Annotated in this window: 10 protein-coding genes and 1 pseudogene; 9 read left to right on the plus strand and 2 right to left on the minus strand. The window is 38.7% G+C overall.

Features of this window, described 5'->3' with window-relative positions:
* Window positions 1–155 precede the first annotated feature (155 nt).
* Window positions 156–1,211, minus strand: coding sequence for a type I glyceraldehyde-3-phosphate dehydrogenase (gene gap / locus FJ218_05505; protein MBM4166356.1), 1,056 nt, complete (start codon window positions 1,209–1,211; stop codon window positions 156–158).
* Between the two features lie 438 nt (window positions 1,212–1,649).
* Here gap and dnaA point away from each other — a divergent pair, with 438 nt between their 5' ends.
* The 9 genes and pseudogenes from dnaA (at window position 1,650) to FJ218_05550 (ending at window position 12,125) form a co-directional block, all read left to right on the plus strand.
* Window positions 1,650–3,131 (plus strand): chromosomal replication initiator protein DnaA, encoded by a 1,482-nt coding sequence (dnaA, locus tag FJ218_05510; protein ID MBM4166357.1) that lies wholly within the window; start codon window positions 1,650–1,652, stop codon window positions 3,129–3,131.
* Window positions 3,132–3,366: 235 nt separating this feature from the next.
* The gene (locus FJ218_05515) at window positions 3,367–4,785 is read left to right on the plus strand and encodes a YchF/TatD family DNA exonuclease (protein MBM4166358.1); all 1,419 of its coding nucleotides are present in this window, start codon (window positions 3,367–3,369) and stop codon (window positions 4,783–4,785) included.
* Window positions 4,786–4,809: 24 nt separating this feature from the next.
* Window positions 4,810–6,888 carry a hypothetical protein gene (locus tag FJ218_05520; GenBank protein MBM4166359.1) on the plus strand — a complete coding sequence of 693 codons (2,079 nt, stop codon included), beginning with the start codon at window positions 4,810–4,812 and terminating at the stop codon, window positions 6,886–6,888.
* 273 nt (window positions 6,889–7,161) lie between these two features.
* A complete protein-coding gene (locus tag FJ218_05525; GenBank protein MBM4166360.1) occupies window positions 7,162–7,554 on the plus strand; it encodes a hypothetical protein in 393 nt (130 codons plus the stop codon).
* A gap of 12 nt (window positions 7,555–7,566) precedes the next feature.
* Window positions 7,567–7,833, plus strand: coding sequence for a hypothetical protein (locus FJ218_05530; GenBank protein ID MBM4166361.1), 267 nt, complete (start codon window positions 7,567–7,569; stop codon window positions 7,831–7,833).
* Window positions 7,834–7,964: 131 nt separating this feature from the next.
* Complete coding sequence (locus tag FJ218_05535; protein MBM4166362.1) at window positions 7,965–9,443, plus strand: T9SS type A sorting domain-containing protein; 1,479 nt, start codon at window positions 7,965–7,967, stop codon at window positions 9,441–9,443.
* A gap of 150 nt (window positions 9,444–9,593) precedes the next feature.
* The gene (locus tag FJ218_05540) at window positions 9,594–10,124 is read left to right on the plus strand and encodes a DUF420 domain-containing protein (GenBank protein ID MBM4166363.1); all 531 of its coding nucleotides are present in this window, start codon (window positions 9,594–9,596) and stop codon (window positions 10,122–10,124) included.
* A 42-nt stretch (window positions 10,125–10,166) separates the two neighbouring features.
* Window positions 10,167–10,348 (plus strand): annotated as a pseudogene (locus FJ218_05545) (dihydrofolate reductase).
* Window positions 10,349–10,604: 256 nt separating this feature from the next.
* Entirely contained in the window at window positions 10,605–12,125 is a 1,521-nt protein-coding gene (locus FJ218_05550) for a DEAD/DEAH box helicase (protein MBM4166364.1), read from the plus strand.
* Window positions 12,126–12,338: 213 nt separating this feature from the next.
* Here the strand turns inward: FJ218_05550 and FJ218_05555 are convergent, their stop codons facing one another.
* On the minus strand, window positions 12,339–13,496 hold the full coding sequence (locus FJ218_05555) for a glycosyltransferase (GenBank protein MBM4166365.1): 1,158 nt from the start codon (window positions 13,494–13,496) through the stop codon (window positions 12,339–12,341).
* Between the last annotated feature and the right edge of the window lie 30 nt (window positions 13,497–13,526).

A 13,526-nucleotide genomic window follows, 5' to 3' on the forward strand; every position in this document is an offset into this window, starting at 1 on the left:
GGGCTTTAACAACTATTTCAAAGAACTCTTCGAATAAAGCATTTACTTTATTTTTTGAATTGATTACGCTAAAGAAATTTTTTCTTTCGTGTATTCAATTTTGGGCGACAAATATACTAAATTATTTTTCTCCTGCAAATTTTTCTTCTTTTATTTCAAATTATTTTTGTTGCAAGATCAACAACCCGACAACTGTATCCCCATTCGTTATCATACCATGACACTAGTTTAAAAAACCTTTTTTCCCCTTTCAAATTATTCTGCATTGTTGCAAGCGAGTCATAAATAGAAGCTCTTTCATCATGCACAAAATCGGTAGATACAACTTCTTCGTTACAATAACCTAAAATTCCTTTCAGGTATGTTTCTGAAGCGCGCTTCAGAAGTGCATCTATTTCTTCGATTGATGTGTCTCGCTCACTACGAAACGTTAAGTCCACAACAGATACATCGGCTACCGGTACGCGAAACGACATCCCTGTTAATTTTCCTTTTGTTTCTGGAAGCACTTCTCCTACAGCTTTTGCTGCTCCTGTAGAAGATGGGATTATGTTAATTGCTGCTGCTCTTCCGCCTCTCCAATCTTTTTTGGAGGGACCGTCAACGGTTTTTTGTGTGGCTGTATATGCATGTATTGTTGTCATTAAACCTTTTTCAATTCCAACCCCCTCTTTTAAAAGCACATATACTACAGGCGCTAAACAGTTTGTAGTACATGACGCATTTGACACAATACTATCTTTTGCTGGATCGTATTGATTATCATTTACTCCCACTACAAATGTTTTTACCCCGCCTTTTGCCGGAGCTGTAATCAATACTCGTTTTGCTCCTGCTAATATGTGCCCTTGTGCTTTTTCTCCATCCGTATATAATCCTGTTGATTCTATCACAAGGTCAACCCCTAGTTCTTTCCACGGAAGCATTGATGGATCTTTCGTTGCGGCTACACATTTTATTTTATTGTTGTTCACCACCAAAACATCATCGTCGGCAACACTCTGATTGCTTTTTTCCGTTAAAATTGTTCCCCGAAATTTTCCATGCACAGAATCATATTTCAACTGATACGCAAAATATTTTGCGTCTGTGCTTACATCTACTACGGCAACGACATCAAACTCATTACCCAACAAACCTCTATCTACAATTGCGCTAAATACTAACCTTCCTATTCTACCAAATCCATTTATTGCTATTTTTTTTGACATACTTTTTCCTCAAAAAATTTTGACTATTGTTATTAAAAATTGGGATGAAAATCTACAAAAAGACTTTGCAAAAAATAAATTTTTTTTCTTTTTTACTCTCACAAAAAAAATTTCGTAAAACTTTTGGTTTTCGTACAAGAAAGTCATTATCTTTTTCCATGTATGAATGCAACCAACGATTGTTTATGGTTTGTGGAAAACTTTTCGCACTAATTGCTTCTCTCTTTATACTATCTTTTTAAAGAAATTTTTTTTGTGGATAACTATTCATTTAGCCGTTTTATTGCGTTTTTTATCGGTGTTCGCCTGTGTGTGTTTCGTGGAAAACTTCAATGCGTCTGTTTTCTCCTAATCATTCTTTGTTCATAACTCTGTTGATTACTATTCTCTTTCTCGCTGCTAATTTCTAACTCTTTGATTTTTACATAATTACTTTTTATGGAACTTGTATCTTTACCTTTAATGAATATTACTTTCGAAAGTAATAATTTTTCCAACTATACAACAGACATTTGGAAACAATGTTTGGAAACAATTCGTCCAATTGTTTCTTCAAAAAATTTTTCCCTTTGGCTCGAACAAATTGTTCCGCTTTCTTTCGATTCCCAAAAAAATTCTTTTTCGCTTCAGGTTCCCAGTCAATTTTTTTCCGATTGGGTAGATGAGCGTTTTGGTAATTTATTGAAGTCCACTCTTTCCGATATTCTCTCTAAGTCGGTGGACATTGAATATTCGATTAAAAAAGAAGAATCAGAAAACTCCGTTGCTCTTAGCGAGGAAAAAGAGCCGTCATTTTTCTCGCCGCCTAAAACCCCAAGTGAACAGAGTAGCAACCCTCTCAATAAATTTCCGTCGGTGTTCACAAACGGTCAAGCACAACCAGCGGTTTCTAATACGTTCAATCCCCGTTTTACTTTCGACAATTTTATTAAAGGTGACAGCAATAAATTTGCATACGCCGCCGCCGCCGCCGTTGCAAATAAAACCGGCGGAACGGAATTTAATCCGTTTGTTCTTTATGGCGGCTCCGGTTTAGGAAAAACACATTTGATTCAGGCAATCGGAAATTTTGTTTTATCGCACCAAAAAGCGAGGCGGATTCTCTACATTACTTCGGAAGAATTTACGAAAAACTTTGTGGAATCTATTCAACACGAAAAAACTATCGAGTTCACAAATTTTTACCGCTCGCTTGACGTGCTTATTGTTGACGATATTCAATTTTTCGGCGGCGAAAAAACGCTGGATTATTTCTTTCACACGTTTAATTCTTTGTATCAAGATGGAAAGCAAATTATTCTTTCCAGCGACCGTTCTCCAAAAGAAATAAAAGGAATCAACGAACGACTCATTACTCGTTTCCAAATGGGTATTACTGCTGATGTGCAACCGCCGGATTTGGAAATGCGCATCGCTATTCTTCTTAAAAAAAGCGATGCGTTAGGTGTGCGGCTCCCGCTCGATGTTGCTGAACTTTTGGCGCAAAACATTTCTACCAACGTTCGCCAACTCGAAGGGTGCTTGCATAATCTTATTGCAAAATCTTCTTTTGAAAATCAAACCATCTCTCTCGAACTCGCGAAAGACGTACTGCGAACTGTTGTTGGAGGAATTAAATCCGTTGTTACTATTCAAGATATTCAACGCGTAGTTAGTACTTACTATAATATTCCGCAGGATTTGCTCTCGCAAAAAACACGAAAACAAGAAATTGTTTTCGCACGTCAAGTTGCAATGTTCCTAGCAAAGGAATTAACAAACTCTACTTTTCTCACTATCGGTTTGCATTTTGGCGGACGCGACCACTCTACTGTAGTCCATTCTTATCAAACCATTGAAGAGTTATTTCTAAAAGATGAGAACATTCAGAATGATATTCGAAATATAAAATCGCGTTTGCAGTTTGTTGAACGTAAGTAATTCACTAATGTTACTGAAATGTGGAAAACTCAATCATACAGTAGATTACTTTGTTCTTCTATATATAAATATTTTTTTTCCACAGTGAAACAATATCTTTTCAACAAAAAAATTTTTTTTATTCCTCTAAATAAAAATAAAAAATAAACGTTTGTTCACTTTTCCACTTTTGCACAGAACTAATAATAATAGTAAAACTATAATCTTTTAAAAATTTATTTATTATAAAAAACAAATGTTTGTTGATACTCACTGCCATCTCTTCTTTTCGGAATTTGAAAACGATATTGATGACGTCATAAAAAAAGCAAACGACGTTGGTGTTCAACACATTATCGTCCCCGGCACGGATTTGGAAACAAGTAGAAAGTCCATTTCTCTTGCAGAAAAATACGAAGGTATCTATGCCGCCGTTGGTTTTCATCCGCACGATTCAAGCAAAGCAAGCGAAAACGCATTGGAAGAAATAGAGAAAATGAGTTTTCATAAAAAAGTAGTTGCCATAGGAGAAATCGGATTGGATTTTCATTATGATTATTCGCCGCGTGAAGTGCAACGAGAAATTTTTTTAAAACAAATAGAAATAGCAATACGTTGCGAACTTCCGATTATCGTTCACGACAGAGAAACAAACGGAGAAACGTACGAAACAATTTTTAAAATTGCCGAAGAAAAAAACGATTGGATGAAAACCAAACGAAACACCGACAGTAGATATCCGCATCCGCGCGGAGTGTTTCATTGTTTTGCCGGCGATAGTAACATAGCAAGAAAAGCAACTGAAAAAGGATTTTATATTTCTATTCCCGGTCCAGTAACGTTTCCTTCCAAAAAAGAAAAGAAAAATTCGATGGAAGAAGTAGTTTCACAAATAACGATGGAACATATTTTATTGGAAACAGATGCGCCATTTCTTGCTCCCGCGCCGTATCGCGGAAAAAGAAATGAGCCGTCGTACATTCCGCGAATAGCAGAAAAAATTGCTTCGCTGCAAAATGTTTCCATCGAAGATGTGGGAAGAACAAGTTCTTTTGGTGCGCATAAACTTTTTGGAATTGGAAACGCCCCAACTCCTGTATTCACGTACAAACTGAAAAATTCTTTATACATCAATCATACAATTCGATGCAATGCCGATTGTGTTTTCTGCGACAGAAAAGGCGAAGCAACAATATGGGGATATAATTTGAAAATTGAACGTGAACCTTCGAGCGAAGAAATCATTCGTGAAATTTTTGAACCGAAAAAATTTGACGAAATCGTTTTTTGCGGATACGGAGAACCAACAATTCGTCTCGATGTTTTGAAAGAAGTTTCTCTGTGGGTAAAAAAGCACGGAGGAAAAGTTCGTTTGAATACCGATGGACACGGAAGCATCATCAATAAGCGCAACATTGTTCCGGAACTCGTCGGATTGGTGGATTCGGTTTCGATTAGTTTGAACAGCATTGATAAAAAACAATACGGCGAATTGATGCGCGTGAACGCAGATATATATTTTCCCGCAATGATAGAATTTGCGAAACAATGCGTAGCAAACAATATAGATACTACGTTGACCATCGTTGATTTGAAAGAAGTAGAGGAAACACAAGCGCGAAATTTTGTAGAAAAAGAAATCGGAGCAAAATTCAGAAACAGAAAGTTTTTTTAAGAAAGAAGAACAAAAAAATACCGTATGAAAAAATTTACAACTCTCCTGATGTTATCAATCGCACTATTACATATTTCCTTTGCGAAAACGATGCAACAGGAAAAAATAAAAACCATTCTTGAAATTCAGGATTTGCGAAAAGGAAACGACAAGCGGCTTATCAGTTTATTGCGCGATAAGGATGCAACAATTCGTATGCGCGCGGCTGTTGCATGTGGAAATCTGCAAGATACAACACTTGTTGAAGAACTTTCAAAAATGTTCAGCGACAAAGAGTCAAACGTTCGCGAAGCGGTTGCATTTGCTATCGGGCAAACGGTTTCGCAAATGAGCGATACCGGAAAAAAAATGTTTGAGAAAAAAATGTTCGGAAAAAAATTATTCACGTCTCCGCGAATGCTGGAAGAGTTCGGAAAATTTTGTTCGGAAGAAGGATTGCAACAATTCTGCGATTCGTTTGCACAAGAAACGGATTCGGCAAACCGCGCGTCGCTGTTAATGGGAATTGCTCGCGCGGCAATTCGAAACGTAAAACATCCGGAAGCGACAACGTTAGCGCTTAAGCAATTCCATCACGCCGATTCCAACATCCGCAGAACTGCAATGTATGCGTTACAGCGAATCGGGTGGACATCGGAAAGCGAAGCCGCAACGGACACAATACTTTCGTTTGCAGAAGATACTGATGCAGTCGTACGAATGAATTGTGCAACCTTGCTCGGAAAAATTCCCGACGTTGCCGCGCGAACAATTCCAACAATTGTTACATTCGCGGAAAACGACAGTGATTGGCGCGTGCGTGTGAATGCAATACGTTCTCTTGGAAATCTCAAAGCGTTGTTATATCAGGGATTGTTGTTCTCGTTGATGCCGCTTTCAAAAGATTCGAACGAACACGTTTCGCTTGAAGCAATAAAAGTGATAGGAAATTTTACTCCGGATGATTCTCTTCGCGATAATTTGCGTACGGAACTTTGGGAAATACTTCTTTCCGTAACGCAGAACAGAAGCGGAAAATATTCTCTTCGCCAGCAGGGAGAAGCCGCCGTATCGTTTGCAAAAATATTTTCTGAAAAAGCGGAAGGATATGTACTTCCGTACCCAAAAACTGCGAAGCAACTCAACGCGCGATATATCGAAAGTCAATCGTATGTGTTCACTGAAACGTCGTATCGCCGCTTGCTCGATTATGCTTCTTCAAACGATGCGCTCTTTGCGCGAACAGCGATTGACGGTTTGCGAAATTACTTCAAGCACAATCCGAAAGAAACTGCAAAGAAACACGAAACGTATATCAAACTAATGGAGATGCTTGATTCGAACGATGTTGCGGTGCTTACTTCCGTTGTTCAACTTCTTGGCGATTCGCTTTTTGTTCGCGAAATCAGCGTGCTTCCGCTTATCGAATGTTACAAGAAACAGCAGTATCCCGATGGATTAGAAGTAATGCAGGAAATTCTTTCGACACTTGGAAAAATAAAAAGTGAAAAAGCCATTGCATTTCTTGAAGAGCAGTTGAAGTTTGACGATAAAACAATTTCGCTCGCATCTGCTAAAGCGTTGAAAGAAATTACGGGAAAAGATTACGCTGCGAAAATTGCAAGAGGAACAAAACCCATACATACGGATCTCGACTGGAAATTTCTATTTGCGCTGAAAGAAACAACAGAAGTGGAACTAATCACCAACAAAGGAAACATTTCTCTCGAATTGTATGTGAACGATGCGCCGTTCACGGTGATGAATTTTTTGAAACTTGCGCAAACAATGATTGCAACACACGAAAAATATTATGCGAATACATTTTTTCATCGTGTCGTTTCCAATTTTGTCATTCAGGGAGGAGACCCGCGCGGCGATGGATGGGGAGGACCGGGATTTGCAATTCGTTCAGAGTTTTCGTTGCGGAAATATGACGATGTTGGAGTTGTTGGAATGGCGAGCGCGGGAAAAGATACCGAAGGTTCGCAATTTTTTATCACGCATTCTCCTACGCCGCATCTTGACGGACGCTATACAATTTTCGGAAAAGTTGTTAGCGGAATGGAAGTTGTGAACAGTATTTTTGTGTGGGACCAGGTTGTGGAAGTGAAAATAAAGTAAATTGAAATTCAAGTGTAGTGCTGGTTGACAGTGAAGTTCTCCGAAATCCTTCACCGCGGCAAGCGGCAAAACGTTGCCAGCAATGTTAAACGACAGGTGGACATGACCATTTGTAAAGTCATCGGGGACAGTCCCACAAGAGAATTTCGCTGGAAAATTCCTCACGGCTTGACCGCGGTTTTCGGGCGGACAATCTTTTAACTTTACAAACAACGATTTCAAAAAATAAGTGGAGCAATAACTGCGAACAAAATTTACAAACAAATAACAACTATGGAAAACACAAGAAAAAAAATCCTTCGCATTCACGGTACATTACTAATCGTGATGGGAGTTGCAATGGCAATCAACTGCACTATCGGAATGATGCAAGGAATCGGATTGTACAAATTTCTTCAGACCGACAAGATGGGACACGTGGGGTTGTATCAGGCATATTTGCTTGCAGGTTTGATTGGAGTGGTTCTGTGGACAGGTTCATTTCAAGAAAGAGTCAGAAAATGGAATCGCATCGGTGCACTATTTCATGCTCTTGTTCTCACTGTCTATGTAATTCATTGGAGTTTTTTCTTAACTATTGACAATGGAGAATTCATGCGGAATTCAGGCGTAGTTTTTCATCTTGTATTTCTTTCCCTTGAATCTTATGCAGTTTTTTTTAAGTAATTTTTGATAAATATGGAAAACATTCGCCAAAATGTGAGACGATGGAATATGCTTGCTGCACTCTTTCATGTAGCGCCGGCGTTCACAAATATTATCTATTGGGAATTTTACAAAGTTCTCAATATTGAAACCATTAGAACAAACGCAACGATTGGACGTTTTGTTTCATCACGATGGATTCATTTGCCGCATTCAAAAATTATTTCCGTGTGGACAGAAACGCAAGACAGAAACACTGCTGGCAACATCGGGCTTGCGAAAATGGCGGCTGACAAATAATTTGAAAGTGTGTGCAAGTAATTATCTTTGTGCCGCTCGACAGTTTTGTGCTCCGAAACCCGCCCGAACGCAAAGCCCGAAAACGTTGGCAGCAACCCTAAAAAAAGACAGACACGAAAAACAAAATAAATATGAGAAGAATAATCACAACATTTTTTTTGTTGCTGACAATGAGTCAAGTTAACGCACAGTTAAACTTAGCCCCTATCACCCAACTTTTGACTGACAGCATTGCTTCAATAGGACAATTAGGACAAAATGCGGGCTTCATAATTATTCGTAATGACACCATCATCTACCAACAATATTGGGGAACTTGGAATAATAATACTTATCAACCAATTGCTTCGGGCTCAAAATTGCCTTCGATGGCATTATTAATGAAACTTATTGACGAAGGTTATCTTTCTCCAACTGACACCGTTCAAAATTATTTACCGAGTTTTAGCGGAAAACCCATTATGACGCTGCATCAGTTAATGAGCCATACATCTGGTTTGCCAGAACAATCATCCTATATATCCGACAACAGTATCACGCTTGAACAAGCTGTTAATAATATTGGAACAAGCACACCAATGACCACTTATGCGCCCGGAACAGCTTTTCAATATGGTGGCGTAAGTATGCACGTTGCAGGAAGAATGGCAGAAATAGCTACAGGAACACGTTGGGACACGCTATTTCAACAAAAAATTGGTATTGCTTTGGGTTTAAGCAATACAGACTATGTTGCATTAGGTAATACAACTAACTTCCGTATTGCGGGTGGTATGGGGACTACAATGCCCGACTTTGCCAAAGTTGTGAATATGCTTTTAAAATATGGCAAGCACAATAACAATCAGATTGTTGATTCATTGACCGTGAAAATGATGCAGAGCGACCAAACAAATGGTGTTCCACTTATTGGGACTCCGTATTCAGGCGATTCACTTAGGCAAAATTTCAGATATGGCTATGGTGTTTGGTTAGAAGAAGAAACCAACGGACAAATAACACAGTTCGGAAGTCAAGGAGCATTTGGATTTACGCCTTGGATTGACCGTTGCAGAAATATTGTTTGCGTGTTATTTGTAAGAAAAAACGTAAGTAGCATTCAACCAACTCATACTGAACTCAGAAATTTAATAGAACAATTGATTCCAATAAAACTTGAAAAACCGATTATTACAGCAAATGGAAATCAACTACAATCCAGCTATCAACAAGGTAATCAATGGTATTTTAACGACACCTTATTACAAGGTGAAACCAATCAAATAATCACACCGACACAAAACGGAAACTACGCAGTAAAATATATCTCACCAGAAGGATGTGAAGTATTTTCTGACGAATTTAATTATGCTGTGACTAGTGTAGAATTTGTAGGAAGTCAATCCGAAATATCAATTTATCCAAATCCTGCTCCTAATTTATTTAAAGTAAACACACATCGAGACAGTCCTTCCACCATTGAAGTTTATGACATAACGGGAAGAAAAATACAATATAAAAGTTTTTCAAAGAACACATCCATTGACATTTCTGAACAATCCAAAGGAGTTTACTTTATTAGAGTAAATATTGACAACTTGACCTACATAACCAAAGTTATCAAACAATGACAAGAAGGGCAGCCGCCAACAGCAGTTTGCCTCAATGGCGGGTGAAGTGGTTAATTGAACATTCTTCTTCGCATCAACTTTTGTGGTGCATTGACGAACAGTAAAACATTCTGACATTACATTTTAGGAACAAACAAACAACAAACAGAAATGAGAACAATAACCAAAAACTATAAACCACTTATTTGGACTTTGACCATTGCAATAAATTCCCTTATTGCAATAGCGTTCTTTTTACCGGACATCGACCTTTTGAAACGTTACGACTTTTCATTTTTACCTTTACTAAATGCTATTCTCAATAGTTTGACATTTATTTCATTAATCATTGCTTTGTTTGCAATTAAACAGAAAAACATCAAGATACATAAGACGTTTATTTTTTTGGCTTTGTTCTGGACAGGAGTTTTTTTAATTTCGTATTTGCTATATCATTTTTCAACGCCATCTACAAAATTTGGCGGACAAGGACTGATCCGATACATTTACTTTTTTATTCTTATGACACATATTTTTTTAGCGGCTATCATTGTTCCAATTGCATTGATTACAATCGGACGTGGACTGAATATGGAAGTTCCTCAACACAAAAAAATTGCACGGTGGACAATGCCTTTATGGTTGTATGTATGTTTGACAGGAGTTATTGTTTATCTAATGATTTCGCCTTACTATGTTTAACATCACAAGACAACAATTGCCGCCTTCGTCAATACCCAACCCGCAACACATTCACGTATTCATCAGAACGTAATTGACGTATACTGGCTATTGGTTAATCCAATCTTGGACGAAGAATTCCATTGTTTGTCGGCATCAAAGACAAAATAAAACTAAACCGATTGACTACTCGACAATTTACTTGCGGGGTAACGGAACTGAATTACACAGTGGAGAGACAATAACAACGAAACCCCGCAAAAAAATACAAAGAGTTGCAACGCATCCTACAAACAATCGCATGTTGCCCCCAATTTGCTTTTACCCGAACGCTCAAAAAGAAACTGCATAATAACTAATCGGGAAACAACATTCTGAAACTCTAAATCCAAAAGGAATATCAATCAAGTTTTTACGAATTCCCCCATAGTACTTCCTTCACAATTTATACATACTTTTACTGCAAATTTTTTTCACTTCTCACGAACAACATCATCTCTTATGAAATCCGAATCCTTTACACTGAGTTCGCAAATGATTTCGCTTCTGGAAAAGAACGGAATAACCATAGCAACGCCAATTCAAAAAGAAATTATTCCAGCAATCATCGAAGGACGCGATGTGCTTGCGCAATCGGAAACGGGTTCGGGAAAAACATTGAGTTTTGCAATTCCGATTATCGAGCATATAAATCACCGCGACGGGATGCGCGCATTGGTGCTTGTTCCCACGCGCGAACTTTGTATGCAAATTACCGAAGAGTTTTACAAATTTTCGCACGGAAAACATATCGGAATTGTTCCCGTGTATGGAGGCGCATCCATCAACAATCAAATCCGCAAACTGAAATCAGCAAACATCATTGTTGCAACACCGGGAAGATTGATTGATTTGCTTCGTCGCCGCGCGCTGAAACTCGACACGATTCAATATCTTGTTGCGGACGAGGCGGATAGAATGCTCGATATGGGATTCATCAAAGACCTCGAAAAAATTCTTCAGTATCTACCGCAGCAACGGCAAACATTGATGTTCAGCGCAACGGTATCGAAAGAAATTGAAACACTCAGCGGGAAATATCTCGTGAACCCGAAACACGTGCGATTGGAATCCAAAGTGCAGCCGTTTTTTCTTCATCAAACGTATTACAAAACATCGAATGAAAAGAAAACGCCGTTGCTTATCAGTTTGCTGAAACGCGAGCGGGAACTTGCGCTTGTATTTTGCAACCGAAAACGCGAAACGGTGAAACTTGCAAAACAACTTGTTGCGAACGATATTCCTGCAAAATGTTTGAACGGCGATATGTCGCAGCAGTTGCGGGAAAAGGTAACCAATGAATTCCGGCAGAAAAAGTTTTCCGTTCTTGTTGCTACCGATGTTGCTTCGCGCGGATTGCACATCGAAGATATTTCGCACGTGTATAATTACGAAATTCCGAAGGACGTGGAATCGTACACGCATCGCGTTGGAAGAACAGCGCGCGCGGGGAAAAAGGGTGATGCAATTTCGTTGGTAGCGAGCGGAAACGAAATGAATTTTTTCCGTCAAATTCTTTTTACGTACAAAGGAGATATCGTGTTGAAAGATGCGGGAAAAATTCCGATTGAACGTTTGGAAACAACAGATGTGCAACCATCGAGAATGAAAAAAGATGAAGTAGTGTTTGAGCGAAAAAAAACAGAAGAGAAAGCCGCGCCGCGACCGAAGAAAGAAGAATCGTTTTCAAAAAAGAGGGAAGAACGAACGTACGAAACGCGAAATAGGAAGAAACGATTTGGTTCTCGTTTTCAGCGCGAAGAACGGTATGGGGCGGAAAGAGCAGAACACCCGTTTTCTCGCAAAAAGAACGAGAAGAAGTTTTCACAAAAAACGAATGAGCGTTTTAGGAAGAGGAAAAAGAGAGAGCAATTTCCGCTTGAGAAAAGTAACGAAAAACAATTTGCGCCCCCAAGAGAAAAGAAAGAAAAAAAGCACGCGCGGTTTTGGGAAGAACAGTGGAAGGAATTGCTGAACGAGTAACTGATGTTGCGTAGGAAAGAAATTTTCCACAAACATCAATGGTTGTGCTAAAAAAAAATCCCGATACATCGGGATTTAACCCAAAAGAATCGTTGATGATTCTTTTTTCGTCCAGCAAGACCGTTTACGGTCTTGAGGATGTCATAACATAGTGTTCTAACGCTACACACTAGAAAATTGTCTCTAAAAGGAATGCAACAAATTTTTTGGGTGCTATATCCTTTTATCACAAACGACGGTTTTTCCAACCGAAGCCAATTCTTCTATTGCATTTACAAGATTCTCCCACAAATATTTTTGCTTTTCTATTTTTACCTGCGCGGCAAATTCTTCTTTCTTATTCTCCGAAAAGAATTTTTGAATTGCAACGGCAAGTTGTTCGGGATTATTTGGTTCAACGACGAATCCTGCTTTTCCATCGGGAACAATTTCTGCAAGCCCTCCAACATTTGTTGTAATCACCGGTTTATCAAAGTTAAATGCAATCTGCGCAATGCCGCTTTGTGTTGCTGATTTATACGGAAGAACAATCGCATCACTTGCGGAGAAATAAAACTTCACTTCATCGTTCGCAATATAATCCGAAACAAAACGAACTTTGTTTTCCACGCCCAATTCTTTTGCAAGTGAGCGATACTGTTGTTCATCATCATAAAACTCGCCGACAATAAGTGTTTTTACATTTTCAATTTTTTGCATTGCGTACAGTAAAACATCTAATCCTTTATACGCACGAACATATCCAAAAAATAAAATGATGTTTTCATTTTCTCCGATTCCGATTTTCTTTCTGGCAACATTTGGTTCGACCGTTGTACCGAAAATTTCATACACGGGATGAGGAATTTTTCTGTACGGCATTTTTGGAAAAAGCGTTCGCAAATCTTTTTCAACGGAATCGGATTGCACAATCGCCGAATCCGCAAAGTGAAATGCATATTTTGTAAAGAGCGTATCGCCGGGACGTTTTTCATGCGGAAGAATGTTGTCGCAAATCATCATAACGCGCGTGTGTTTATTGCGTTTTGCGATTGCGGCTATTGTTCCGTAACTCGGTCCAAAAAACGGAAGCCAATACTTGAATAAAATTAAATCCGGTTTTCGTTTTCGAATTTCATTTCCCACGGATATCCAATTGAAAGGATTAATCGAATCAATCAACATTTCTGCTTTGACGGAAAATAATTCTTCACCGTCGGTTGCATTTTCGACTTGCGTTTTTCCCGGAAATAAAATTTTCGGATACTGTCGCTTGAACGAAATGATTTCTACGTTGTGCTTTGCTTTCAATAAATATTTTGCAAGCAACGCCACGTAGTGCGCAATTCCTCCGCGAAGCGGATAAGCAGTTCCGATAATGATGACGTTCATTCGTTGGTTTGTTGGTTGGTTCGTTTGCTG

It is taken from the genome of Ignavibacteria bacterium (genome assembly GCA_016873775.1).
Classification (GTDB): Bacteria; Bacteroidota; Ignavibacteria; order UBA10030; family F1-140-MAGs086; genus JAGXRH01.